This is a genomic window from Roseobacter ponti, assembly GCF_012932215.1.
Taxonomy (GTDB): domain Bacteria; phylum Pseudomonadota; class Alphaproteobacteria; order Rhodobacterales; family Rhodobacteraceae; genus Roseobacter; species Roseobacter ponti.
Map to the genome: position 1 here is coordinate 87,767 of NZ_CP048788.1, position 24,578 is coordinate 112,344.

22 protein-coding genes are annotated in these 24,578 nt (G+C 60.6%); 17 read left to right on the top strand and 5 right to left on the bottom strand.

Annotated features, from left to right (window positions below):
• Positions 1–37: 37 nt before the first annotated feature.
• A complete protein-coding gene (gene hrcA, locus G3256_RS00420) occupies positions 38–1,102 on the top strand; it encodes a heat-inducible transcriptional repressor HrcA (protein ID WP_169638958.1) in 1,065 nt (354 codons plus the stop codon).
• 9 nt (positions 1,103–1,111) lie between these two features.
• Positions 1,112–1,675 carry a nucleotide exchange factor GrpE gene (locus G3256_RS00425; protein WP_169638959.1) on the top strand — a complete coding sequence of 188 codons (564 nt, stop codon included), beginning with the start codon at positions 1,112–1,114 and terminating at the stop codon, positions 1,673–1,675.
• A gap of 36 nt (positions 1,676–1,711) precedes the next feature.
• Here G3256_RS00425 and mutS read toward each other — a convergent pair whose 3' ends face one another.
• On the bottom strand, positions 1,712–4,348 hold the full coding sequence (gene mutS, locus G3256_RS00430; protein ID WP_169638960.1) for a DNA mismatch repair protein MutS: 2,637 nt from the start codon (positions 4,346–4,348) through the stop codon (positions 1,712–1,714).
• 135 nt (positions 4,349–4,483) lie between these two features.
• On the opposite strand from mutS, the gene G3256_RS00435 reads away from it, so the two are divergent.
• Entirely contained in the window at positions 4,484–6,739 is a 2,256-nt protein-coding gene (locus G3256_RS00435) for an NADP-dependent malic enzyme (RefSeq protein ID WP_169638961.1), read from the top strand.
• Entirely contained in the window at positions 6,739–7,611 is an 873-nt protein-coding gene (locus G3256_RS00440) for a ribokinase (RefSeq protein ID WP_169638962.1), read from the top strand. Before G3256_RS00435 ends, G3256_RS00440 begins: the two co-directional genes overlap by 1 nt.
• On the opposite strand, the gene msrA is transcribed toward G3256_RS00440, so the two are convergent.
• The gene (gene msrA / locus G3256_RS00445) at positions 7,612–8,274 is read right to left on the bottom strand and encodes a peptide-methionine (S)-S-oxide reductase MsrA (protein ID WP_169638963.1); all 663 of its coding nucleotides are present in this window, start codon (positions 8,272–8,274) and stop codon (positions 7,612–7,614) included.
• Positions 8,275–8,465: 191 nt separating this feature from the next.
• On the opposite strand from msrA, the gene G3256_RS00450 reads away from it, so the two are divergent.
• Positions 8,466–9,161 carry a sulfotransferase-like domain-containing protein gene (locus G3256_RS00450; RefSeq protein ID WP_169638964.1) on the top strand — a complete coding sequence of 232 codons (696 nt, stop codon included), beginning with the start codon at positions 8,466–8,468 and terminating at the stop codon, positions 9,159–9,161.
• Between the two features lie 63 nt (positions 9,162–9,224).
• Entirely contained in the window at positions 9,225–9,638 is a 414-nt protein-coding gene (locus tag G3256_RS00455; protein WP_169638965.1) for a DUF7282 domain-containing protein, read from the top strand.
• A 60-nt stretch (positions 9,639–9,698) separates the two neighbouring features.
• On the opposite strand, the gene G3256_RS00460 is transcribed toward G3256_RS00455, so the two are convergent.
• The gene (locus tag G3256_RS00460; protein WP_169638966.1) at positions 9,699–10,919 is read right to left on the bottom strand and encodes an argininosuccinate synthase; all 1,221 of its coding nucleotides are present in this window, start codon (positions 10,917–10,919) and stop codon (positions 9,699–9,701) included.
• A gap of 138 nt (positions 10,920–11,057) precedes the next feature.
• On the opposite strand from G3256_RS00460, the gene ilvA reads away from it, so the two are divergent.
• Together ilvA and G3256_RS00470 are read left to right on the top strand one after the other, a co-directional pair.
• Positions 11,058–12,290 carry a threonine ammonia-lyase IlvA gene (gene ilvA, locus G3256_RS00465; RefSeq protein WP_169638967.1) on the top strand — a complete coding sequence of 411 codons (1,233 nt, stop codon included), beginning with the start codon at positions 11,058–11,060 and terminating at the stop codon, positions 12,288–12,290.
• Positions 12,291–12,293: 3 nt separating this feature from the next.
• Positions 12,294–13,106, top strand: coding sequence for an SDR family NAD(P)-dependent oxidoreductase (locus G3256_RS00470; RefSeq protein ID WP_169638968.1), 813 nt, complete (start codon positions 12,294–12,296; stop codon positions 13,104–13,106).
• Here G3256_RS00470 and G3256_RS00475 read toward each other — a convergent pair.
• Entirely contained in the window at positions 13,091–13,426 is a 336-nt protein-coding gene (locus tag G3256_RS00475; protein WP_169638969.1) for an Hpt domain-containing protein, read from the bottom strand. The genes G3256_RS00470 and G3256_RS00475 overlap by 16 nt on opposite strands.
• Before the next feature lie 147 nt (positions 13,427–13,573).
• Here G3256_RS00475 and G3256_RS00480 point away from each other — a divergent pair, with 147 nt between their 5' ends.
• Positions 13,574–14,863 carry a PP2C family protein-serine/threonine phosphatase gene (locus G3256_RS00480; RefSeq protein ID WP_169638970.1) on the top strand — a complete coding sequence of 430 codons (1,290 nt, stop codon included), beginning with the start codon at positions 13,574–13,576 and terminating at the stop codon, positions 14,861–14,863.
• Here the strand turns inward: G3256_RS00480 and G3256_RS00485 are convergent.
• Positions 14,832–15,281, bottom strand: coding sequence for an NUDIX domain-containing protein (locus G3256_RS00485; protein ID WP_169638971.1), 450 nt, complete (start codon positions 15,279–15,281; stop codon positions 14,832–14,834). The two genes, G3256_RS00480 and G3256_RS00485, sit on opposite strands and share 32 nt — an antisense overlap.
• 81 nt (positions 15,282–15,362) lie before the next feature.
• Between G3256_RS00485 and hslO the strand changes: the two genes are divergently transcribed.
• The 8 genes from hslO to G3256_RS00525 all read left to right on the top strand — a co-directional run bounded on the left by hslO (position 15,363) and on the right by G3256_RS00525 (position 24,576).
• Positions 15,363–16,352: an Hsp33 family molecular chaperone HslO gene (gene hslO, locus G3256_RS00490; protein WP_169638972.1), complete on the top strand. Its 990-nt coding sequence runs from the start codon at positions 15,363–15,365 to the stop codon at positions 16,350–16,352.
• Positions 16,342–16,938, top strand: a complete 597-nt coding sequence (locus G3256_RS00495; RefSeq protein WP_169638973.1) for a CoA pyrophosphatase — start codon at positions 16,342–16,344, stop codon at positions 16,936–16,938. The genes hslO and G3256_RS00495 overlap by 11 nt, the downstream gene beginning before the upstream one ends.
• Complete coding sequence (locus G3256_RS00500; RefSeq protein WP_169638974.1) at positions 16,914–18,092, top strand: CCA tRNA nucleotidyltransferase; 1,179 nt, start codon at positions 16,914–16,916, stop codon at positions 18,090–18,092. The genes G3256_RS00495 and G3256_RS00500 overlap by 25 nt, the downstream gene beginning before the upstream one ends.
• A 166-nt stretch (positions 18,093–18,258) precedes the next feature.
• Positions 18,259–20,097, top strand: coding sequence for an ABC transporter ATP-binding protein (locus G3256_RS00505; protein ID WP_169638975.1), 1,839 nt, complete (start codon positions 18,259–18,261; stop codon positions 20,095–20,097).
• Positions 20,094–21,926 carry an ABC transporter ATP-binding protein gene (locus G3256_RS00510; RefSeq protein ID WP_169638976.1) on the top strand — a complete coding sequence of 611 codons (1,833 nt, stop codon included), beginning with the start codon at positions 20,094–20,096 and terminating at the stop codon, positions 21,924–21,926. Before G3256_RS00505 ends, G3256_RS00510 begins: the two co-directional genes overlap by 4 nt.
• Before the next feature lie 19 nt (positions 21,927–21,945).
• On the top strand, positions 21,946–23,175 hold the full coding sequence (locus G3256_RS00515) for a class I SAM-dependent RNA methyltransferase (RefSeq protein WP_169638977.1): 1,230 nt from the start codon (positions 21,946–21,948) through the stop codon (positions 23,173–23,175).
• Positions 23,176–23,195: 20 nt separating this feature from the next.
• Complete coding sequence (locus G3256_RS00520) at positions 23,196–23,975, top strand: ion transporter (RefSeq protein WP_169638978.1); 780 nt, start codon at positions 23,196–23,198, stop codon at positions 23,973–23,975.
• Positions 23,976–24,078: 103 nt separating this feature from the next.
• The gene (locus G3256_RS00525; protein WP_169638979.1) at positions 24,079–24,576 is read left to right on the top strand and encodes a L,D-transpeptidase family protein; all 498 of its coding nucleotides are present in this window, start codon (positions 24,079–24,081) and stop codon (positions 24,574–24,576) included.
• Positions 24,577–24,578: the final 2 nt, after the last annotated feature.

Here is a 24,578-nt window from a genome sequence, read left to right on the forward strand (position 1 = left end):
ATCTGTGCTTTTATGTGTGCTCGGTCAGGAAACGGTTATGAATGATAAGGCGGATATCCTCGGAGAGATGAACGATCGCTCGCGCGAGGTGTTTCGCCGTGTGGTTGAGGGCTATCTTGCGGATGGCGCACCGGTGGGCTCGCGCACGCTGACGCGGGACTTTTCGGAAAAGGTGAGTGCGGCGACGATCCGCAACGTCATGCAGGATCTGGAGTATCTGGGTCTTCTCGACAGTCCGCACATCAGCGCGGGACGGATCCCGACCCAGCAGGGGCTGCGCATGTTTGTTGATGGCCTGCTGGAAATCGGCGATCCCGATGATCACGACCGTGAGCAGATCGATGCCACCATGGGATCGAACTCGGAAGATGTGAGCGGGCTGCTGGACCGGGTGGGGTCTGCACTGTCGGGCGTGACGCGGGGCGCATCGCTGGTGATGACACCCAAACGCGAGGCGCCGATCAGGCATATCGAATTTGTCTCTTTGTCGCCTGACCGGTCGCTGGTTGTGCTGGTCTTTGCTGACGGACATGTGGAAAACCGGCTGTTTACCCCGCCGCCGGGACAGACGCCCAGCTCCATGCGGGAAGCTGCGAATTTCCTCAATGCGCTGATTGAAGGGCGCACGCTCAGTGAATTGCAGGGGGTGATCGCCGCACAGATTTCCACCCGCCGGCAGGAAATCGATTCGCTGGCGCGTGCGCTGGTGGAAAGCGGGCTGGCCGTCTGGGAAGGCGAAGGCGATCAGATCGAGCGGCTGATCGTGCGCGGGCGGGCCAATCTGCTCAGCGGGGGCGGTGAAGAAGAAGACCTGGAGAAGATCCGGCAGCTTTTCGATGATCTGGAACGCAAGCGTGATATCGCGGAATTTCTTGAACTGGCTGAGGAAGGCGAAGGCGTTCGCATTTTTATCGGCTCAGAAAACAAACTTTTTTCACTTTCGGGTTCCTCTCTGGTGGTTTCCCCATATATGAACTCGGATCGGAAGATCATTGGCGCCGTGGGTGTCATTGGTCCGACGAGACTGAATTACGGACGCATTGTGCCGATTGTGAATTACACGGCGCAGCTGGTCGGAAAGCTGATTTCAGACCGAAAGTAGGGGTTGATGATGGCAGAACCTAAGAACGAAGAGTTCCTGGACGATATTGATGACGCAGAGGCCGAGGCTTTTGCGGAAGATATGGCCGAGATTGATGACGAGGCCGTGGAGCTGGAAGAAATCAAAGCCGAGCGGGATGAGTACCGGGACCGGTTCATGCGCGCGCTTGCGGATGCCGAGAATGCACGCAAGCGTTCGGACAGAGACCGCCGGGAGGCCGAAAATTATGGCGGCTCCAAACTGTCGCGGGATATTCTGCCCGTCTATGACAATATGAAGCGGGCGATCGAGACAATCACCGACGCGCAGAAGGAAGCCAACTCGGCGCTGATCGAGGGAATTGAGCTGACGATGCGCGAGCTGCTCAGCGTGTTCAAAAAGCACGGCATTGAGGTGATCGCGCCGCAGGTCGGTGATCGGTTTGACCCCAAGCAGCACCAGGCAATGTTTGAAGCACCAGTGCCGGATACCAAAGCGGGTGACATCATTCAGGTCGCTGCCGAAGGGTTCATGCTGCACGACCGGCTGCTGCGTCCTGCGCAGGTCGGGGTGTCATCGACGCCGGCGAAGTAAGGCTTACAACAGTTTCTGAGACCTTAAGAGAGGCGGTCAGGATCTGGCCGCCTCTTTCAGTTTATAGAGCAGATCGAGCGCTTCTCGCGGGGTCAGCTCATCGGGGTGGATGTCTTCGAGGGTTTTCTCAAGCTCTGACGTTTTCTGCGGTGCGGGCGGTGGCGGCGGTGTCGCAGCAAAGAGCGGCAGGTCATCAATCAGCGTTTTTTGCGTGACGCCGCCTTCGCGCTCACCCTTTTCCAGTGCGTCGAGCACGACGCGCGCCCGGGCGATCACGGCAGGTGGCAGCCCGGCGAGTTGAGCGACCTGGACACCATATGAGCGGTCGGCTGCACCTTTACGGACCTCATGCAGGAAGATCACTTCGCCTTCCCACTCCTTAACGGCGACAGTGGCGTTTTCGACGCCGGTAAGCTTGCCCGCAAGCGCCGTCATTTCGTGGTAATGGGTGGCGAAAAGCGCGCGGCTTTTGTTTACGTCGTGAAGATGCTCAAGCGTGGCCCAGGCGATGGAAAGCCCGTCATAGGTTGCCGTGCCGCGGCCGATCTCATCCAGGATCACCAGAGCGCGGTCATCAGCCTGGTTAAGGATGGCCGCGGTTTCCACCATCTCGACCATAAAGGTCGAGCGGCCACGTGCGAGATCATCTGAGGCGCCGACGCGGCTGAAAAGCTGGCTGATCAGACCGATATGCGCGTCAGCCGCAGGCACAAAGCTGCCCATCTGCGCCAGGATTGCAATCAGCGCGTTCTGGCGCAGGAAGGTCGATTTACCGGCCATGTTCGGGCCGGTCAGCAACCAGATCTGTGCGTCATCGCCGCCCGCGCTCAGGGCACAGTCGTTGGCGATGAAGGGCTCGCCCGATTGCTGGCGCAGCGCGTGTTCCACAACCGGATGACGTCCGCCGGTGATTTCAAAACAACGGCTGTCGTCCACCCGCGGGCGGATCCAGTTTTCAGCAACCGCCAGTTCTGCTAGGGCCGCGGCAGTATCCGTCTCCGCCAGGGCCGCGGCGGTCCGGGCCACCGGTCCGGCAGACGACAGAACGGCCTGCCGGAGTTCTTCAAACAGACGCTTTTCAATCTCCAGCGCACGGGAGCCCGCGTTGAGGATCTTCGTCTCCATCTCGGAAAGCTCGACGGTGGTGAAACGCACCTGGCTGGCCGTTGTCTGTCGGTGGATAAACGTCTCTGACAAAGGCGCGGACAGCATTTTATCCGCATGGGTCGAGGGAGTTTCGATAAAATATCCCAGAACGTTGTTGTGTTTGATTTTCAAAGACGAAATGCCTGTGTCAGAGACGTATTCCTTCTGCATGCGGGCAATGACTCCCCGGCCTTCGTCACGCAGCTGGCGGGCCTCGTCAAGATCTTCGTCAAGACCGGCTGCAATAAAACCCCCGTCCCGCGCGAGGAGGGGCGGTTCGGCAATCAGCGCCGTGTCGAGGAGGTCAATAAGCGCGCCGTGACCATCGAAATCAGCGATCGCTGCTTGCTGCAAAGAGGGCAGGTCACCGGTCTGCAGATCCTGCCTGAGATGCTGCGCCTGTGTGAGACCGTTGCGCATGGCGGCGAGGTCGCGCGGGCCGCCCCGGTCGAGCGACAGACGCGAAAGCGCACGGTCCAGATCCGGCACGCGTCGCAGCTGATCACGGGTCTTCTGCCGCAGAGCGTTGTCATCAGCAAAATATCCGGCCGCGTCGAGGCGCATATGGATCGTATCCAGATCCCGTGACGGGCTGGACAGACGCCGCTCCAGCAGTCGCGCGCCGCCTGCTGTAACCGTACGGTCGAGCACCGACAGCAGCGAGCCCGCCCGACCGCCGGACAGGGCCTGGGTCAGCTCCAGATTGCGGCGGGTCGCGGCATCGATCTGAACGGTGCGGGCCTCTGCCTCCCTGCGTGGTGGCCGCAGCAGGGGCAGCTGTCCTTTCTGCGTGATGTCGAGGTATTGCAGAACGGCACCCATGGCCGACACCTCAGCGCGGGAGAAATTAGCCCAGGCATCCAGCGTGCTGACCCCGAATAGTGCGCAAAGGCGCTGCTCACCGCCCGTACTGTCAAAGGCGGAACGCGCAAGGCCGGTAAGAGCGATGCCGAAATCCTCTGCAGTTTCGCGCAGGCCGGGCTCACTGCTTTCCGAAACGATTAGTTCTGAGGGTGCCAGCCGCGCCAGTTCCGGCCCAAGCCGCAGCGGGCTCAGCGGCATGACATGAAACGCGCCCGTCGAGATGTCGACCCAGGCGAGCGCCTGAGCATCCCGCACTTCGGCGAAAGCGGCGAGAAAATTGTGCCGGCGCGCTTCAAGCAGGCTCTCTTCGGTCAGCGTGCCGGGCGTCACAAGACGCACGACATCGCGCTTTACCACTGATTTAGAGCCTCTTTTCTTTGCTTCCGCCGGGCTTTCCAACTGTTCGCAAACGGCCACACGGAAGCCTTTACGGATCAGCGTCAGAAGATAGCCTTCGGCTGAATGCACCGGCACGCCGCACATGGGGATATCCTCGCCGTCATGCTTCCCGCGTTTGGTCAGCGCGATATCCAGCGCTTCGGAGGCGTTCACCGCATCCTCGAAAAACATCTCGTAGAAATCGCCCATCCGGTAGAACAGCAAGGCGTCCCGGTACCCGGATTTGATCTCGAGAAATTGCGCCATCATCGGCGTGACGGTCATAGAGCCCCCCGGCGGTTTGCGCCGACCTTACAAATGCCGCAGGCGGACGGAAAGCCTCAAATGGCGCCTGCTTGAGGCATCCTGGCCTGCGGTGTAATGCTTGGTGTTCCGGAAGTTCACACAAGGCCGATCATCATGTCCAAATCCCGCGTTACGCCCGAAGAGGCGCTTGCTTTCCACCTGGAGCCGACGCCGGGTAAGTTCGAGATCCAGGCCACGGTGCCGATGACGACGCAACGCGATCTGAGCCTTGCCTATTCGCCCGGGGTGGCGGTGCCCTGCGAGGCGATCGCGGAGAACCCCGAGACGGCCTATGACTACACCAACAAGGGCAACCTGGTGGCGGTGATTTCCAACGGGACGGCTGTGCTGGGTCTGGGGAACCTCGGGGCGCTGGCGTCCAAGCCGGTGATGGAAGGCAAGGCGGTTCTGTTCAAGCGGTTTGCCGATGTGAACAGCATCGATATCGAGCTTGATACTGAAGATCCGGATGAGTTCTGCCGGGCTGTCAGGCTGATGGGGCCGACCTTTGGCGGGATCAACCTGGAAGACATCAAGGCGCCTGAGTGTTTCATCATCGAGCAGCGCCTCAAGGAAGAAATGGATATCCCGGTCTTTCACGATGACCAGCATGGCACGGCAGTGATCTGTGCGGCCGGGCTGATCAATGCGTTGCATCTGTCTGAGAAAAAGATCGAAGATGTGCGGATCGTGCTGAACGGTGCGGGGGCGGCCGGCATCGCCTGTCTTGAGCTGCTGAAATCCATGGGCGCGCAGCATCAGAACTGCATCATGTGCGACACCAAGGGCGTGATTTACCAGGGCCGCACCGAGGGTATGAACCAGTGGAAATCCGGACATGCGGTGGCCACCGAACTGCGCACCCTCGAAGAGGCGATGAAAGGCGCGGATGTGTTCCTTGGTGTCTCTGTGAAAGGCGCGGTGACCCAGGCGATGGTCGAAAGAATGGCCGAGAACCCGGTCATTTTCGCCATGGCGAACCCTGATCCCGAGATTACACCGGAAGAAGCGCATGCAGTCCGCCCCGATGCGATCGTTGCAACAGGGCGCAGCGATTATCCAAACCAGGTCAATAACGTGCTTGGCTTTCCCTATCTTTTTCGCGGGGCGCTCGACATCAATGCCCGGGCGATCAACGACGAAATGAAGATTGCCTGTGCCCACGCGCTGGCCAATCTCGCCCGCGAGGATGTGCCCGACGAGGTGGGTCTGGCCTATGGTAAAAACCTGACCTTCGGGCGTGACTACATTATCCCCACGCCGTTTGATCCGCGGCTGATCTGGCGCATTCCGCCGGCTGTTGCCCATGCCGGGATGAATACCGGCGCGGCACGGCGGCCGATTATCGATATGGACGCCTATGAGGTATCACTAAAGGCACGTATGGATCCGACCGCGAGTATTCTGCGCGGGATTAATGCGCGGGCGCGGGCAAATCAGGCGCGCGTGATCTTTGCCGAAGGTGATGACCCGCGGGTGTTGCGCGCGGCGGTGATGTACCAGCGCTCAGGTCTTGGCAAAGCGCTTGTTGTCGGGCGCGATGACGATGTGCGCGAAAAGCTCGACAAGGCGGGGATGGGTGATGCCGTCCGGGAAATCGAAGTGGTGAATGCAGCGAGGACGCAGCACCTCGATACCTACAAAAACTTTCTCTATGACAGGCTGAAACGCGGTGGTTTCGATGCGCAGGACATTCACCGTCTCGCCGCGCGCGACCGGCATGTGTATTCGGCGCTGATGCTGGCACACGGTCACGGCGATGCGCTGGTCACCGGTGCAACGCGTAAATCGGCCCATATCATGGACCGCATTAACCATGTCTTCGATGCCAATATCGAAAGCGGGGCGGCGGGGATCACGGCGCTGCTGCACAAAGGGCGGATCGTGTTTATCGCGGACACTCTGGTGCATGAGTGGCCGGATGAAGAAGATCTCGCCAATATCGCGGAGCGTGCGGCCACTGTGGCACAGAACATGGGGCTTGAGCCGCGGGTGGCATTCGTGAGTTTTTCCACCTTTGGCTATCCGGTGTCAGAGCGGGCGGAGAAGATGGCCAAGGCGTCAGATGTGCTCGACCGGCGCGGCGTGAGCTTTGAATACGAAGGCGAGATGACGGTTGACGTGGCGCTGAACATGAAATCCCAGGCCGGGTATCCGTTTTCACGGCTCACGGGGCCTGCGAATATCCTGGTCGTACCGGCGCGGCATTCCGCGAGCATTTCGGTCAAGCTGATGCAGGAGATGGCGGGCGCCACGGTGATCGGGCCGATCCTTGCGGGTGTGGACGGGTCGATCCAGATCTGTTCGACGGTGTCCACAGCCAATGACATCCTGAACATGGCGGTTCTGGCCGCCTGCAAGGTCGGCTGATGACGATATACAATCTGGGCTCGATCAACGCGGATAACGTATATGCGGTGCCGCATCTGCCGGCCCCGGGGGAGACGCTGGCGGCAACCGGCCTGCGCAACGGTCTGGGCGGTAAGGGCGCCAATATGTCGGTGGCCGCAGCCCGTGCCGCGGCGCGCGTTGTGCACATCGGCGCGGTCGGACCCGACGGGCGCCGGGCTGTGGAACGGCTGCTGGAATATGGTGTCGACACCCGCCATATCGCGCAGGTTGCTGAGGTGACCGGGCACGCGAACATTTATGTTGATGCCGCCGGAGAGAATGTGATCATTCTGTGCGCCGGCGCCAACCACGCCGTTCCTCATGCAGAGATTGCAAAAGCCCTGAGCAGTGCGAACGCCGGGGATTTTTTCGTAACGCAGAATGAGACCAACGCCCAGGCAGAGGCTGCCAGGATGGCGCATGATCTGGGGCTCCGGGTTGTCTATGCAGCAGCGCCTTTTTCAGCGGGCGCCGTGCAGGCAGTGATGCCGGTGCTTGATCTGCTGGTGCTGAATGCCGTTGAGGCAGAGCAGCTTTGCGTAGAAACAGGCTCTGATACAGGCGATCTGCCGGTGCGGGACGTCATGGTGACCCGTGGCGGAGAGGGATGCATCTGGTACACCGCAGGCGCCGCGCCACAGGTTTTTCCGGCCATTCCGGTGACGCCGGTCGATACCACCGGGGCCGGCGATACGTTTACCGGGTATCTTATTGCGGGACTTGATCGCGGCATGCCGATGGCTCAGGCGATCGGTCTGGCAACCCGGGCCGGGGCACTGATGGTCATGCGTCACGGCACCGCGGATGTGATCCCCGATCTCAAAGTGATCGAGGAGTTTGCGTTCCGCTGATCAGCTGCCGGCAAAGGGCGCGTCCGCACCCCAGAGTTCTTTCACGCGTTTGTCGCGTCCACAGGCATCGCGATAGGCTTTGTAGGCCGAGGACTGACGTTTTGGACCAAAACGTGTGAGGACAAGCCTGTCACCTTTGTAGTAATCCTGGTGATAGTCCTCGGCGGGATAAAACGTACCGGCCGGCAGCACCGGCGTGACAACGGTCTGGCCAAGTGCCTGTTCGGCGGCCGCAATTGCGCTTGCAGCGGCGCGTTCGGCCTCCGGTGTGTCAGCGAAAACAGCCGTGCGGTAGCTGTCGCCGCGGTCACAGAACTGCCCGCCGGCATCGGTGGGATCGACGGAGCGCAGGAAGAGATCAAGCAGTTTTTCGCGTGTGACCACAGCAGGGTCAAACCGGATCTCCACTGCCTCGTAGTGGCCGGTGTCGCCTCCTGTGACCTCCTTGTACGTCGGGTTTGCGGTGGTGCCGCCGGTATATCCTGATACCACTTCGCTGACACCGCTGACGCGTTCGAAATCAGCCTCGACACACCAGAAACAGCCGCCGGCAACCACCAGCGTTTCCTGTGTCTGTGCATGGCCGGTTTTCGACTGCGCGAAAAGACCCAGCGCGATCATGCCGGCAAGAGCCACGGATTTCATTGTATAGAGTCTGAGCATATCATGTCTCCTTTGTGGCAAGACTGCCGTGCGGGGCTGTCCGTGACAACTCACGCCGGCGCGAGGTCACGGCCTGGTGAACGCAGGTGAGCGGTGGCCTTGCACCGGAGCGCATTCCCGGGTCAGTCTGAAACAATCACGCCGGGGCAAATGCTGTGCCGGACCGGCCGCTGAAACATAAGGAAGCTGAAATGCGCATCGCGATGTGGTCCGGCCCCCGCAATCTCAGCACGGCGATGATGTACAGCTTTGCCGCGCGCGGCGATTTCACCGTTATGGATGAGCCCTTTTACGCGCCCTATCTTGCGGCATCCGGTGCGGAACATCCGATGCGTGACGAGATCCTGGCCGCTCATGAAAATGAGCCGGACAAAGTGGTAAAGATCTGCGCCGCCCCGGTTAAGACGCCGCATCTTTACATGAAACACATGCCGCATCATATGCTTGCGGGATTTCCGCTGGACTGGGCCCGTGACTGTGTGAACGTCCATCTTATCCGCCACCCTGCACGCGTTATCGCAAGCTATGCGGCCAAGCGCGAGCATCCGAGCCTCGAAGACATCGGCTTTTTGCAGCAAAAGGCGCTTTATGACCGCCTGGGCGGGGTGGTCATTGACGGCACTGATATCCGGGCGAATCCTGAGAGCATGCTGCGTGCACTTTGTGAGGCGATCGGTTTGCCCTTTGATCCGCAGATGTTGCACTGGCAGGCGGGGCCCCGGGCCGAGGACGGCGTATGGGCCGCGCACTGGTACGGGGCTGTGCACCGGAGCACCGGGTTTGCCGGCGCCGAAGCAGCACTGCCGGAACTGACCGGCGAAAACGCGGCACTTTGTGAGGCGGCTTTGCCCGCTTATCTGGCGATGAAATCTTATTCTCTAAAATAAACTGAAACTATTCCGGGACCGGTTTCGTGATTGTTGCATCAACACCAACAGGAGACCGAGACTATGAGAAATTCAGTTGCCACAATGTTTGCCCTTTGCCTGACCGCCGGTGCCGCCGGTGCGGACGGGCATGCCGCCCCGATGGTCGACGCGATGAACCAGGACGTGTCCAACGGCATCGTCAGCGCGGAAAAGGTGATGGCGGGTGAAAACGGCTGGCTCGTGGTGCACCGCACGGATGCCGAAATGAAACCGGGCCCCGTTGTCGGTTATGCGCCACTGCGTGCAGGGGCGAACACCGATGTGGCCGCGATCCTTCAGGAAGATGTGGCGAGCGGTGACATGCTGATGCTTATGGTGCATTCCGAGGCAGGTGGTACCGCGACAGGTGTGTTTGAATACACGCTGGGCGCCAAAGAAGACGGACCGATCAAGCCCGACGGCAAGCTGGTCATGCAGGTCATCACAGCCGACTGACCCCGTCTCCGCCGCAGTCAAAGGACCCGGGTCGCAGCGATGCACCCGGGTCTTTTGCGGTCAGGATTTAAGCCGGCGCTCGCGTGCTGCCAGCAGTTTCAGGCGCAGCGCATTGAGCTGAATGAAGCCTGCCGCATCTTTCTGATCATAGGCGCCGGCGTCATCTTCAAAGGTGACGTGGGCCTCGGAGTAAAGCGACCGGTCAGACCAGCGCCCGACGGTGCGCACGTGCCCTTTGTAGAGCTTCAGACGCACAGTGCCCTGCACATGGGTCTGGCTGGCGTCGATGGCGGCCTGCAGCATCGTGCGCTCGGGGCTGAACCAGAAACCGTTGTAAATGAGTTCGGCATAGCGCGGCATCAGCTCGTCTTTGAGGTGCATCGCGCCGCGGTCGAGTGTGATCGATTCAATCGCCCGGTGCGCTTCCAGCAGCAGCGTGCCGCCGGGGGTTTCGTAGATGCCGCGTGATTTCATGCCCACAAACCGGCCTTCGACCAGATCGAGCCGTCCGCAGCCATGCTTGCCACCCAGTTCGTTAAGTTTTGTCAGGATCGTCGCAGGGCTCATCGCCTCGCCGTTGATGCTGACCGCGTCGCCTTTTTCAAAGCCGATCTCGACGTATTCGGGCGTATCGGGCGCCTCTTCGGGGCTGACGGTGCGCTGATAGACGTAATCGGGCGCATCGACCGCCGGGTCTTCGAGCACTTTGCCTTCTGAAGAGGTATGCAGCAGGTTGGCGTCGACCGAAAACGGTGCCTCGCCGCGTTTGTCCTTTGCAATCGGGATCTGATTTTTCTCAGCAAAATCAATAAGCTTAGTCCGGCTGGTCAGATCCCACTCGCGCCAGGGCGCGATCACCTTAATCTCAGGGTTCAGAGCATAGGCGGCAAGCTCGAAACGCACCTGATCGTTGCCCTTACCGGTCGCGCCATGGGCCACCGCATCCGCGCCGGTTTCGGCGGCAATCTCGACCAGACGTTTGGAAATCAGCGGGCGGGCAATGGAGGTGCCCAGCAGATATAGCCCCTCATAGACCGCATTGGCGCGGAACATCGGAAAAACGAAATCGCGCACGAATTCCTCGCGCAGGTCCTCGATGTAGATGGCGCTCGCGCCCATCATCTCGGCCTTGGCGCGGGCGGGTTCGAGCTCTTCGCCCTGACCAAGATCGGCGGTAAAGGTCACAACTTCGCAGCCGTATTCCGTCTGGAGCCATTTGAGGATGATTGATGTATCAAGACCGCCGGAGTAGGCGAGCACAACTTTTTTGGGCGCAGACATGAAATCTTCCTTTTCGATGTGTGACGCCGCGTAGCGGTTTTCGCGGGCAGGGGCAAGATTGAAGCCATCGTTGACCCGGAGCGGGGCAGCACTTATCGACGGGGATGAACAGGAGCGCATCCGGATTGTGAGGACTATATGACAGAGGCTTTTCGCACGCGTGCGGATGCGGCAACCGAGGCCATGCGCGCGGTTTTTCCGGCCACCCCGCTGATGCGCAACGATCTGCTGTCGGCTAAATATGATGCGGACATCTGGCTCAAGCGGGAAGACCTGAGCCCGGTGCGCTCTTACAAACTGCGCGGCGCATTCAATGCCATGCGCAAGGTTATCCCCGACCAGCAGATGTTCGTCTGTGCCAGTGCGGGAAACCACGCACAGGGCGTTGCTTTTATGTGCCGTCATTTTGCGGTGCGCGGCGTGGTGTTCATGCCGGTGACGACGCCCGAGCAGAAAATTATGAAAACTCGGATGTTCGGCGGTGAATATGTCGAAGTGCGGCTGGTCGGTGATTATTTCGACCAGACCCTCGCTCAGGCCCAGGCATTCTGTGCGCAGGAGAAGGCGCATTTTCTGTCGCCCTTTGATGATGAGGATGTGATTGAGGGACAGTCCTCCGTTGCTGCCGAAATCCAGAAACAGCTCGGCCGGTTGCCCGACCGGATTGTGCTGCCTGTGGGCGGTGGTGGTCTGTCTGCGGGCACGCGCAGTTATTTCGGCGATAAGGTGTCCTATACGTTTGTCGAACCGTCGGGCGCCAAAAGCCTTGCGTCCGCCCTCGCGGAGGGCGCGCCGGTGGATGTCTCGCCGATCAACAGTTTCGTTGACGGTGCGGCTGTCGCGAAACTGGGTGCGCGCACCTTTGAAAAGCTGAGCGATGTCGCGGCGTCAGAAGTTATCCACCTGTCCGAAGACCGGATCTGTGGCACCATTGTCGAGATGCTCAACGTCGAAGGCATCGTGCTGGAGCCTGCCGGCGCGCTGGCGATTGAGGCACTGGGCGAGATTGCTGACCTGATCCGTGGCAAAACCGTGGTCTGTGTGGCCTCGGGCGGTAACTTTGATTTCGAACGGTTGCCCGAAGTCAAAGAGCGGGCGCAGCGCTATGCCGGGCTGAAGAAATATTTTATCCTGCGGTTGCCTCAGCGGCCCGGCGCGCTGAAGGATTTTCTGCAGACGCTTGGCCCGCACGACAACATTACCCGGTTTGAATACATGAAGAAATCAGCGCGGAATTTCGGGTCGGTGCTGATCGGTATCGAGACCGATCATTCCCGTAATTTTGCCGAGATGTTCCGGCGTATTGAGGACGCCGGGTTTACCTATACTGACATCACAAATGACGAAACGCTTGCGCAGTTCGTGATCTGACCGATGGAGCCGGGCGGTAAAATCGCGGTGATCACGGGTGGTGCCAGCGGCATCGGAGCGGCGCTTGCTGCGCAGATGATCGCCCGGGGGGCACGGGTGACGATTGCTGATCTGGACGAGGGTGCGGTGCAGACACGGGCGGCGGCGCTGGGCTGCGCGGGCTGTGTCTGTGACGTGCGATCCGAGGCGGATATCGTCGCGCTGATTGACGCAGTACGCGAGGAGCAGGGCGAGGTTGATATTTTCGTCTCTAACGCTGGCCTTTTTGAGCCTCAGCCCGGACATGCGGCATCGGCGCCTGATGCCGTCTGGCAGCAGAACTGGGCGGTTCATGTGATGGCGCATGTTTACGCAGCCCGCGCCCTGCTGCCCGGGATGATCGAACGGGGATCGGGGTATTTTGTGAACATCGCGTCGGCTGCCGGTCTGCTCAATCAGGTCGGTAACGCGGCCTATTCCGCAAGCAAACACGCCGCCGTCAGTTTTGCCGAATCGCTCGCCATCAGCCACGGTGATCAGGGCATCGGGGTTTCGGTTGTCTGTCCGCAATATGTGGCGACGCCACTCATCGGGCTTGATGATGCCGACGCCGGGGCGCACGCATCCCTGCTGACAGCCGCAGAAGTGGCGGAGGTAATTCTGGACGCCGTCCTGGCGGAGCGGTTTATGGTGCTGCCCCATGGCGAAGTGGCTGCGTTTTTTGCTAAGCGCGCAGCGGACCCTGAGAGATGGATTGCTGGCATGCGCCTTTTTAATGCCCGCGCCGAGGCGCTTAAGACCGGCGGCGATCTTCCGGCTTATTACAGTTTGCTCTGATCCGAGGTGCGCTCGGCGACTTCGTTCAGAAAGTAAGCGCGCGACTGCTGGTAACAGGCGACAAGCCCTGGCACATCAACAGTGTCTGATCCAGCAACCTTACTCTCACCGTCCCGGCACAGCTCAGAAAACTTACGAAAGCCCAGATTGAGCGCGCTGCCCTTGAGGAAATGCAGACGTTCAGCAAGAGTTTCGCGCGGGCTGCCCGGGAGCCCGTCGATTTCTCCGTCGACTTCCTCGAGGAATAATTCGATCACCTCATCAAAGTCTTCTGCGCCTACCTCGCTTTGAAGCGCGCAGACACGGTCCCAGTCAATCATCCTGCGCTCCTCGTCCGCCGGTGCAAGAATGACCGCAAAGTCCTAAAAGAGCGTTAGCGCCTGACCAGCATCCCGTTTCCGTAAACCTTCACCCATCCTTAAGGGTAAGACGCGTATGAGGGGAGGGTTGCAAAAACCCGAATTGAAATGTCCCTGACGACGACCCGAAATAACAAAGACTACACGCCGGCGGGCACTGCCGATGCCCGTCTTGTGCTGGTTGTTGATGACAGCAAACTGCAGCGGCGCATTCTGAGCAGCTCGCTGACCCGCTGGGGATACGAGGTGATGGAGGCAGAAAGCGGGATGCGCGCGCTGGAGCTTTGTCGCGAAAGGCCGCCCGAACTGGTGCTGAGCGACTGGGTCATGCCTGGCATGACGGGCATCGAATTCTGCCAGAAATTCCGCGAGATGACTGACGAGAATTACGGATACTTCATTCTGCTGACGTCCAAGAGCGACAAAAACGAAGTGGCACAGGGACTGGACGCGGGAGCCGATGATTTTCTCACCAAGCCGGTGGATGGCAATGAGCTTCGCGCACGCATGACCGCAGGGGAACGCATCCTCGAGATGCAGCGGGAACTCACAGCGAAAAATCAGGTGATCACCGAAACGCTCGATGAGCTGCAACGCGTTTACGATTCGCTTGACCGTGATCTGATTGAGGCGAAAAAGCTTCAGCAGTCTCTGGTTAAAGAGCGGCAGAAATCATTTCCCGGCGCTGAGCTTTCCCTGTTGCTGCGCTCCAGCGGTCATGTTGGCGGCGACCTCGTCGGCTATTATCCGGCTGCACCCGGGCATCTTGGTCTCTTTGCCATCGACGTTTCGGGGCATGGTATCAGCTCGGCACTGATGACAGCCCGGCTGGCCGGATATCTGTCGGCAAGCGCGCCGGACCAGAATGTCGCCCTGCAAAAGCAAAGCGACGGCTCCTACATCTCGCGCGCGCCCGCCGAGGCGATCGAAAAGCTTAACGAACTGGTGCTCGATGAGATGGAGACCGAGCATTATTTCACGCTGCTGCTGGCGGATATCGATCTGGCCACCGGTCATGTTGTGCTGGGCCAGGCCGGGCATCCGCATCCGGTGATACAGCGCGCGGACGGTACGATCTGGCAGGACGGCACCGGCGGGTTTCCGGTCGGGCTGATGTCGGGCGTGACCTTTTCGCAGTTTGAACTTGCGCTGGACCCCGGCGACCGGCTTCTGATCCTGTCGGACGGGGTCACGGAATGTCCGGGCCGGGGCGACGAAATGCTGGGCGAATCCGGGCTTACCCGAATGTTGCAGGGCATGCCGGAGGTTCGCGGACCCGATCTCTTCCGTGTTCTGATAGAAGAGCTGACGGTGTTTGCCGGCAATTCGGAATTTCCCGATGATGTGTCCGGGATCCTGATCGAATTCAGCGGCCCTGACGGGAAAAATACCGGCTGACGAACAACCGGTCGCCGTCGTTGCCCAAAGCCACGGTGGCCTCGTCAGGGGACAGGACAAGCGACACATGATCGGGTTCGGAAGGCTCACGCACCTGATAAACAGGCCGCGCGACGTAAACATGGCAGATTTTTTCCGCCCAGAGATCGTACTCCGGCATATAGGCAAACCGCCGGAATGCTCCCAGCCTGCGCGGAGCGGCAATCCGCCAGCCGGTCTCTTCCATCACTTCGCGGTGCAGCGCCCGGGGTGCACTTTCGCCCGGATCGATTCCGCCACCGGGAAGCTGCATGTCCGGCGTCTCACCCAGTTGGCACGTCAGCAGGAGCCGCCCGCCCAGAGGCAGCACCGCGTAAGCGCCTGGTCGCATGACGTACTTCTGCTCTGCACCAGGCGCATGGCCGACCCGTCTGATCATACTGGCTGACCCTCTTTCCATTCGGGTTGTGACGCTTATATGGACGCGGTATGCCAACTGCCTGGCAATAAGGAAACCCCGATGACACACGGACAGCAGATCGCGTGGGACGACACGGTCCTGCCATTTCAACTTGATGCCAGTGATATCCGTGGCCGTGTTGCACGGCTGGACGGTGCGCTGAACGGTATCCTGAAACAGCATAACTACCCGCCTCAGGTCGAAGCGCTGGTGGCGGAGATGGCATTGCTGACCGCGCTGATCGGGCAGACCATCAAGCTGCGCTGGAAACTCCAGCTGCAGGTGCAGTCCAAGGGTGCCGTCCGCATGATCGCCACGGACTATTATGGTCCGGAAAAAGAGGGCAGTCCGGCCCGTATCAGAGCCTATGCAAGCTATGATGCCGACCGTCTGACCGATGAGGCCCCCTTTGATCAGGTGGGTGAGGGATATTTTGCCATCATGATTGATCAGGGCAAGGGCATGACCCCCTATCAGGGGATTACCCCGCTCGCGGGCGGGTCGCTGGCGGCCTGTGCCGAAGCTTATTTTGCGCAGTCCGAACAGCTGCCGACGCGGTTTTCGCTGAGCTACGGGCAATCCACAGAGCCCGGCGTCGCCGAGCACTGGCGTGCCGGTGGTGTGATGCTGCAGCACATGCCCAAAGCCTCGCCCTTTGTCGCGCGCGGTGAAGGCAGCGGCGAGGTTCTGACAGCCGGCGATATCGTGCATGGCGATGAGGCCGAAAACTGGGGCCGGGTGAACATCCTGCTTGATACCGTCGAGGAGATGGAGCTGATCGGTCCGGCGCTGCCGCCCAATGACCTGCTCATGCGTCTCTTTCACGAGGAACAGCCGCGGGTATTCGATACGCAGACGGTGCGCTTTGGCTGCACCTGCTCTGAGGATCGCGTGCGTCAGAGCCTGTCGATCTATTCTTCGGCGGACATCGAAACGATGACCACAGATGCGGGGCGCGTAACGGCTGACTGTCAGTTCTGCGGCGCGCATTACGATCTCGATCCGGCAACCGTCGGATTTGAGGCGGAAAAGAGCGACGATGACACCTGAAACGGATGCGATCCGGGCGGCCCTTTCCCGCCCGGGCCGCGCGTCATCCGATTTTGATCTGAACCCGGGCTCCGTGCTGCCAGAGGGGCGCAGGCTGCGACCGGCCGGCGTGCTGGCGCCGGTAATGGTCGAAAACGGTAATCTGCGACTGTTGCTGACCAAACGATCCTCCGCACTGAAGCATCACCCGGGACAGATAGCCTTTCCCGGCGGCAGCCAGGATCCCGCCGATGCCGACGTCACGGCCGCGGCGCTGCGCGAAGCACACGAAGAGATCGGGCTGCCGCCGGACCACGTCGAGGTGCTTGGTCATCTGCCCCCGCATGAGACGGTGACGGGCTTTCTTGTGACGCCGGTGATTGGTCTGGTGCGCAATTCATTCGAGATCAGGCCTGAGCCCGGCGAAGTCGAGGAAGTTTTCTCTGTCCCGCTCGCCCATGTGCTGGACGCGCGCAATTTTGTCATCGAAGGCCGGATCTGGCGCGGCACACGTCGGTCTTATTATGCGGTCCCCTACGGGCCCTATTACATCTGGGGCGCAACTGCGCGTATGTTGCGGGCATGGACCGAGCAGATGAAACCCTGATCCCTCCTGGCACGGCCTGGCTGCACGACCCCGCGACGCGGGCGGTGTGCGACGCCATCACTGCAGAGGGGGCTTCGATTTACTTCGTCGGCGGCGCCGTGCGGGATGCTCTGCTGGGCGTCCCCGGTGCTGATGTTGATCTTTCCACGGATGTGCTGCCGGAGGAGACAGAACGCCTGGCGAAAGCGGCTGGTCTCAGGACCGTACCGACAGGGATTGAGCATGGCACGGTAACCGTCATTTCGCAGGGACGTGGATTTGAGGTCACGACATTCCGGCGCGATGTGCAAACCGATGGCAGGCGCGCGGTGGTGTCTTTTTCGCGTGATATTCAGGACGATGCCAGGCGACGGGATTTTACGCTGAACGCGCTTTATGCGACACCTGATGGCGGGCTCGTCGATCCGCTGGGTGGCCTTGAAGACTGCCTCGCGCGGCGCATCCGTTTCATCGAGGACGCAGATAAACGCATTCGTGAGGATTTTCTGCGCATCCTGCGGTATTTCCGGTTTCATGCCTGGTACGCGAATCCTGCGGAAGGGTTTGACACCGACGCGATGGATGCAATTGCACGCAATACCGCCGGGTTAGAGACACTTTCTGCTGAACGGACCGGAGCGGAGATGCGACGCCTGCTGGCGGCTCCTGATCCTGCGCCGGCGATTGCTGCAATGCGTCAGACCGGTGCCCTGCTGCAGGTTCTGCCTGAGGCGGATGACCGGTTCCTCGCCCCGCTTGTGCATCTTGAAACGCTGACCGGGCAGGCACCCGACGCAATCCGCAGACTTGCGGTTCTGGGCGGCGAGAACCCCGCAGACCGTCTGCGGCTCAGCCGCAAAGATGCGCGTGAACTTGCTCAGATCAACCGCGCGCTTGCTGAGGGAACACCCCTGACGGAACTGGCCTGGCGCGAGAACGTGGCGCTGGCCGTTTCGGTGATGCTGCTGCTGCACGCTATGAGCGGGACGCCCCCTGATCCGGGCATTCTCCCAACGCTGGAGCGCGCGGCGGAGGCTGTCTTTCCGGTGACCGCCGCCGACCTGATGCCGGCCTGCAAGGGCGCGGCGCTGGGCGCACGGCTCAAAGCGCTGGAAGCGCGCTGGATTGCCTCCGGTTTCAGCCTCAGCCGTGAAGATTTGATGACAGGGGAATGAGCGCCTCGACAAAGCGGCACATTTATTGCTAGAATGGCAATATCAGAGTGGAGGAATACGAAGTGTATCGCGGGATCTGGAACAGCTGAGGCTGGCATAACCCTTTCCGTCAGGCCCGTCCCCGGTGCCTGAGCACTTTTCGATATTCTGTACCAAGGCTCCTGATATGTTCCGCTATTTTGAAAGACTCGTTGACCCCTACGTCGCGTATTCCGAAACCAATGAGCCGCCGCAAAAGCTCTGGCCGTTCATGCGCGACTATGCGCAACCCTTCCGCCGTGTGTTCATTCTCGCCGCGATCATGTCGGTCATCGTGGCCGGTATCGAGGTCGGTCTGATCTATTACATGGGTCGTGTCGTGGACCTGCTCAGTGGTGATCCGGCGCTGGTCTGGGAAACCTATGGCACTGAGCTTATTCTCGTTGCGCTCTTTATCCTCTTTGTCCGTCCGGTGCTGCAGGCCGCGGATGCGATGCTGCTCAATAACACCATCCTGCCCAATTTCGGCACGCTGATCCGCTGGCGGGCGCACCGGCATGTGCTGCGCCAGTCGGTGGGCTGGTTTGAGAACGATTTCGCCGGACGCATCGCCAACCGCATCATGCAGACACCGCCCGCCGCCGGTGAAGTGGTGTTTCAGGTCTTTGATGCGATCTCCTTTTCGCTGGCCTATATGCTTGGGGCCGCGATTCTGCTCAGCACGGCAGATCCGCGGTTGCTGTTGCCGCTGCTGGTCTGGTTTGCGCTTTATGGTCTGCTGGTGCACTGGACGGTGCGCCGGGTCAGCCCCGCGTCGCAGGCCTCGTCGAATGCACGCTCGATGGTCACGGGCCGCGTGGTCGACGCCTATACCAACATCCATTCGGTCAAAATGTTCGCGCATCACGATCAGGAAGTGGATTACGCCCGCGAAGCAATTGAGCATGCCCGCGACACGTTCCAGAAAGAAATGCGCATCTACACGATCATGGACGCGACGCTTGTGGCGCTGAACGGGATCCTGATCGTGAGTGTTGTCGGCTGGGCCATCGCACTCTGGGTACAGGGCGAGGCGAGTGTGGGTGTCGTGGCGGCGGCCACCGCGCTGACGCTGCGGCTCAATGCGATGACCGGCTGGATCATGTGGGCGCTGACCACGTTTTTCCGCGAACTCGGCGTTGTTGCCGAAGGGATGGAGACCATCGCACAGCCGCTTGAGCTGGTGGATGAGGCAGAAGCCAGACCGCTTCACCTGACCAGTGGTGAGATCGTGCTGAAGGATCTCAGCCATCATTACGGGCGGGACACAGGCGGGCTGGATGGTGTGAATCTGACCATCCGTCGCGGTGAAAAGATCGGCCTCGTCGGCCGTTCAGGTGCCGGTAAATCGACCCTCGTAAAGCTGCTTTTGCGGTTTTACGACGTGGAACGCGGAGCGATTCTGATCGACGGCCAGGACATCAGCAAGGTGACCCAGGACAGTCTGCGCCGCGCCATCGGCATGGTGCAGCAGGACAGCTCACTGATGCACCGGTCGGTGCGCGACAATCTGCTTTATGGGCGGGACGACGCTACCGAAGAGGAGATGATCGCTGCTGCCCGTCAGGCCCAGGCGCATGATTTCATCCTCGATCTGCAGGATCCGGAGGGCCGAAAGGGTTATGACGCGCAGGTTGGTGAACGTGGCGTGAAGCTCTCGGGCGGACAACGCCAGCGGGTGACACTCGCACGGGTGATCCTGAAAAACGCGCCAATCCTGCTGCTGGATGAGGCGACAAGTGCACTCGACAGCGAGGTTGAGGCGGCCATTCAGGATACGCTTTACGGCATGATGGAGGGCAAAACCGTGATCGCCATCGCGCACCGGCTCTCCACGATTGCGCAGATGGACCGTATCCTGGTGCTGGATCAGGGCCGGATCGTTGAAGACGGCACACACGACGCGCTTTTGGCCGCTGGCGGGCTATATGCAGATTTCTGGACCCGGCAATCGGGTGGATTTCTGACCATAGAAGGTGACGCGTGAACATCAGCGACCGGATCGACGCATTCCGCCCGGCAGAGGGGCCGCCGCCCGAAAGCCTCGGCGCGTTCATGCGCTGGTGTCTGTCCGGGGCCTGGCCCGCGCTCTGGCTGGCGGCGTTCTTTTCGGCCGCCGCAGGTGCAATGGAGGCGGGCACCGCGCTGATCCTCGGCATGGTCATTGATGCGACGGCGGCGAGCGGTCCCGAGGCGTTCTTTTCAGGCCCCAATCTGGCGGTTCTCGCGGGGGCCGTGGCATTTTTCCTGATCGCGCGGCCGCTCCTCTTCGGGTTGTCGGCCTCGGCGAACGCGATTGTCGTGCAGCCCAATGTGAACCCGCTTGTGCTCTCGCGTCTGCACCGCTGGACGCTGGGCCAGACCGTCGGGTTTTTCGACGATGATTTCGCCGGCCGCATTGCGCAGAAACAGATGCAGACGGCGCGGGCGGTCACCGATGTGGTCTCTGAACTGATCAACGTTGTGGCCTTTGCACTGGCCTCGCTTCTGGGGTCGATCGTCCTGCTGCTGGCCATCGACTGGCGCGTGGCGCTGGGGTTCGGTGTCTGGCTCATCGCCTATTTCGCCATGATCCGCTGGTTTCTGCCAAAGATCAGGGCGCGGTCTGCGGGGCGTGCGGGCGCACGGGCGATGGTGTCGGGGCAGGTGGTTGACACGATCACCAATATCAAAACCGTCAGGCTATTTGCCCATGACGATCACGAGGATCGCGCGGCCCTTGGTGCGATGAAGTCGTTCCGGGCGCGGGCGCTGGAGTTCGGGTATCTTGCGGCGGGCTTCCGCTTTGCGCTGATGTCGCTGGCGGGTCTTTTGCCGGTCATCCTGCTTGGAGGCACCGTTCTGCTCTGGCAGGGGGGGCAGGCCACGCAGGGAGATATCGTCGCCGCCGGTGCCATCGCGATCCGCATCGCGCAGATGACCGGCTGGGTCAGTTTCACGCTGATGCAGATCTACGCCAATATTGGCGAGATCGAGGATGGTGTGCGCACACTCACCCCGCGCAACCGGCTGGAAGACGCGCCCGATGCACGGGATCTGACGGTGACTGAGGGCCGGATCGTTCTGCAGGATATCGGCTTTGCTTACGGGCGGGATAAAGGCGGGGTTCAGGACATCTCGATCGAAATCCGTCCGGGCGAAAAACTGGGGATCGTGGGTGCCTCGGGTGCCGGCAAATCGACGCTCGTTTCCCTGCTTTTGCGTCTCTATGAACCGGAAGAGGGTCACATTGAGATAGACGGACAGGACATCTCGCAGGTCACGCAGGCGAGCCTGCGCCGCAATATCGGCATGGTGACCCAGGAGACGGCGATGTTTAACCGCTCGGCGCGCGACAACATCGGGTACGGCAATCCGGGTGCGACGGATGAGGACGTGATGGCAGCCGCGCGCAAGGCCGAAGCGCATGAGTTCATTCCCGATCTCCAGGATCACAAGGGTCGCACCGGCTATGACGCGCATCTGGGCGAGCGCGGGGTGAAGCTTTCTGGCGGGCAGCGGCAGCGGATCGCACTTGCCCGCGCCATTCTGAAAGATGCGCCGGTTCTGGTGCTTGATGAGGCCACCAGCGCGCTCGACAGCGAAGTCGAGGCTTCCATCCAGACCGCGCTCGAACGGGTGATGGAAGGTAAAACCGTGCTGGCCATTGCGCACCGGCTTTCTACGCTGACGGAGATGGACCGGATTGTTGTTATGGACGCAGGCCGGATCGTTGAAGATGGCAGTCACAGTGAATTGCTGGCGCGCGGCGGGCTTTACGCACAGTACTGGAATCTTCAGTCCGGCGGGTTTATCCGGACAGAGGCAGCAGAATAGTTTTCCGCAGGACGGGTATATGACCGGGTACAGAATTTCGCGGCTGGGGCTGCAGGGCGATGGCGTGGCCGGGGGGCCGGTCTTCATCCCGCTGACGCTGCCGGGCGAAGAGGTCGAGGCAGAGGTCATCGACGGACGTGCGCGGGATGTGAAAATCATCACGCCCTCGGACCGGCGGGTCGCAGCGCCCTGTGCGCATTTCCGCTCCTGTGGTGGCTGTCAGCTGCAACATGCTGACGATGATTTCGTTGCTTCGTGGAAAACGGATGTGGTGCGCAATGCGCTGAAAGCCCACGGAACAGAGGCTGTTCTGCGCCCCATCCTGACCTCTCCTGCGGGGTCGCGCCGGCGTGCCGGTTTTGCTGCGCGCCGGACGAAAAAAGGTGCTATGGCAGGCTTTCACGGGCGCGCGTCAGATACGATTATCGAGATACCCGGCTGTTTGTTGCTGGCACCGGACGTGCTCGCCGGGCGCGAGGTTGCCGAGGCGCTGGCGCTGGTGGGTGCCAGCCGGAAGACAGCATTGTCGGTGATGGTGACCGGTGCGGAAAACGGGCTTGATGTTGCGGTGAGCCATGGCAAACCGCTCGACGGGCCGCTGCGCCAGCAGCTGGCGGCGATCTGTGAGAGCAAGAAGCTTGCACGGCTCACCTGGGAGGATGAGGTGGTCGCGATGCGGGAACCCCCGGTGCACAGCATCGGTGCAGCACAGGTGTCCCCGCCGCCGGGCGCCTTTCTGCAGGCCACACTGCACGGGCAGCAGGTGCTGACGGATGCTGTGCTGGAAGTCACGAGAGGGGCCCGCCGTGTTATCGATCTCTTTGCCGGCTGCGGGACCTTTTCGCTGCCGCTTGCACAGCATGCCGAAGTCCACGCAGTCGAGGGCGAGGCTGCCATGCTTGCCTCTCTTGATGGCGGCTGGCGGCACGCAAAGGGGCTGAAAGCCATCACAACAGAAACGCGGGATCTTTTCCGCCGCCCGCTGATGCCCGATGAGTTGCGCAGAACCGGGGCGGTTGTTCTTGATCCGCCGCGCGCCGGGGCCGAAGCACAGATTGCTGAGCTGATTAAGTCGGATGTCGCAAAAGTCGCTTATGTCTCCTGCAACCCGGTGACGTTTGCGCGCGATGCGGCGGTGCTCGTCGCGGCGGGCTGGTCGGCGGACTGGGTGCAGGTTGTCGATCAGTTCCGCTGGTCCAGCCATGTTGAGCTTGCGGGCAGCTTTACGGCCCCCCATATGCAGGGCTGACCTCAGACAGGGAGACTATGATGAATTTCCGGCAGCGACTGGACGACTGGCTGAGCCAGACCTGGGTCACCAATCTCGTCGTTGCGGTCATTCTGATCAATGCCGTGGTGCTGGGCATGGAGACATCACAGGCGCTGATGGCCGAGGCCGGGCCGCTCATCCTGGCACTGGATCAGGCCTGTCTTGCGTTCTTTGTCGTTGAAATCGCTTTGAAAATCATTGCCCGGGGATGGCGGTTTTTCAAAAGCGGCTGGAATGTTTTTGATCTGCTGATCGTCGGGGCTGCTCTGGCGCCGGCGTCACAGGGGCTGTCGGTGCTGCGGGCGCTGCGGATCCTGCGGGTGCTGCGCGTCATTTCGGTGGCCCCAAGGCTGCGACGTGTGGTCGAAGGCTTTATTACGGCGCTGCCCGGCATGGGCAGTGTGTTTCTGCTCATGGCGATCATTTTCTACATCGGAGCGGTGATGGCCACCAAGCTCTTCGGATCAAGTTTCCCCGACTGGTTCGGCTCGCTGCCGCAGAGCGGATACACGCTTTTCCAGATCATGACCCTTGAGAGCTGGTCCATGGGCATCGTGCGCCCGGTGATGGAGGTTTATCCCTATGCCTGGGCGTTTTTCGTGCCCTTTATTATGGTCACGACCTTCGCGGTGGTGAACCTGCTGGTCGGTCTGATCGTCAATTCAATGCAGGATGCGCATCACGAAGAGGCAGGCGCGGTCACCGATGCCTATCGCGATGAGGTGCTGCACCGGCTGATCGCAATTGAGGAAAGGCTGGATAAAAAACCGCCGGTCTGACGAAAAAGTGAAGTTTGATTAACCGGTTTCTCATGCTATCGGTAGAATATAAATAATCGAGAGCAGTACGCCGCAAAGGCGAAAAACACGGGACAGCAGAAAAATGCGTCGCAGAGATATGTTACTCGGCACCGCAGCGACATTTTCGCTCGGGGCCTGTGCAGATTCAAAATTCCGCCGGTACACAGGACCGGAAGTCACCATGGTTTACGTCAACAAGAGCGCGCGTCGGATGCATCTTCTGCATCATGATACCGCGCTCAGCAGTTATGACATCCACCTTGGTTTCGCCCCTGAGGGCCACAAGCAATTCGAGGGTGACGGTAAAACGCCCGAGGGCACTTACCGGATCGACCGGCGCAATCCGAACAGCGATTTCCACCTGTCGCTGGGGATTTCATATCCTAACGTCAACGACGTGCAGGTTGCCCGCGCGATGGATAAATCACCGGGCGGTGATATTTTCATCCACGGACAGCGGCATCCCCGCAAGCCTGACGGCAAAGACTGGACATGGGGCTGCATCGCCGTGACCAATGACGAGATCGAAGAGATCTACGCCATGGTTGCCGATGAAACGCTGATTGTTCTGAGCGCCTGAGA

Coding starts and splice junctions, on each gene's coding strand:
- G3256_RS00460 (WP_169638966.1), bottom strand. CDS start 10,919: ATGTCTGCGCCCAAAAAAGTTGTGCTCGCCTACTCCGGCGGTCTTGAT.
- G3256_RS00505 (WP_169638975.1), top strand. CDS start 18,259: ATGTTCCGCTATTTTGAAAGACTCGTTGACCCCTACGTCGCGTATTCC.
- G3256_RS00470 (WP_169638968.1), top strand. CDS start 12,294: ATGGAGCCGGGCGGTAAAATCGCGGTGATCACGGGTGGTGCCAGCGGC.
- G3256_RS00455 (WP_169638965.1), top strand. CDS start 9,225: ATGAGAAATTCAGTTGCCACAATGTTTGCCCTTTGCCTGACCGCCGGT.
- G3256_RS00500 (WP_169638974.1), top strand. CDS start 16,914: ATGGACCGAGCAGATGAAACCCTGATCCCTCCTGGCACGGCCTGGCTG.
- G3256_RS00485 (WP_169638971.1), bottom strand. CDS start 15,281: ATGATCAGACGGGTCGGCCATGCGCCTGGTGCAGAGCAGAAGTACGTC.
- G3256_RS00425 (WP_169638959.1), top strand. CDS start 1,112: ATGGCAGAACCTAAGAACGAAGAGTTCCTGGACGATATTGATGACGCA.
- mutS (WP_169638960.1), bottom strand. CDS start 4,348: ATGACCGTCACGCCGATGATGGCGCAATTTCTCGAGATCAAATCCGGG.
- msrA (WP_169638963.1), bottom strand. CDS start 8,274: ATGCTCAGACTCTATACAATGAAATCCGTGGCTCTTGCCGGCATGATC.
- G3256_RS00435 (WP_169638961.1), top strand. CDS start 4,484: ATGTCCAAATCCCGCGTTACGCCCGAAGAGGCGCTTGCTTTCCACCTG.
- G3256_RS00440 (WP_169638962.1), top strand. CDS start 6,739: ATGACGATATACAATCTGGGCTCGATCAACGCGGATAACGTATATGCG.
- G3256_RS00520 (WP_169638978.1), top strand. CDS start 23,196: ATGAATTTCCGGCAGCGACTGGACGACTGGCTGAGCCAGACCTGGGTC.
- G3256_RS00475 (WP_169638969.1), bottom strand. CDS start 13,426: ATGATTGACTGGGACCGTGTCTGCGCGCTTCAAAGCGAGGTAGGCGCA.
- G3256_RS00495 (WP_169638973.1), top strand. CDS start 16,342: ATGACACCTGAAACGGATGCGATCCGGGCGGCCCTTTCCCGCCCGGGC.
- hslO (WP_169638972.1), top strand. CDS start 15,363: ATGACACACGGACAGCAGATCGCGTGGGACGACACGGTCCTGCCATTT.
- G3256_RS00525 (WP_169638979.1), top strand. CDS start 24,079: ATGCGTCGCAGAGATATGTTACTCGGCACCGCAGCGACATTTTCGCTC.
- G3256_RS00480 (WP_169638970.1), top strand. CDS start 13,574: ATGTCCCTGACGACGACCCGAAATAACAAAGACTACACGCCGGCGGGC.
- ilvA (WP_169638967.1), top strand. CDS start 11,058: ATGACAGAGGCTTTTCGCACGCGTGCGGATGCGGCAACCGAGGCCATG.
- hrcA (WP_169638958.1), top strand. CDS start 38: ATGAATGATAAGGCGGATATCCTCGGAGAGATGAACGATCGCTCGCGC.
- G3256_RS00450 (WP_169638964.1), top strand. CDS start 8,466: ATGCGCATCGCGATGTGGTCCGGCCCCCGCAATCTCAGCACGGCGATG.
- G3256_RS00515 (WP_169638977.1), top strand. CDS start 21,946: ATGACCGGGTACAGAATTTCGCGGCTGGGGCTGCAGGGCGATGGCGTG.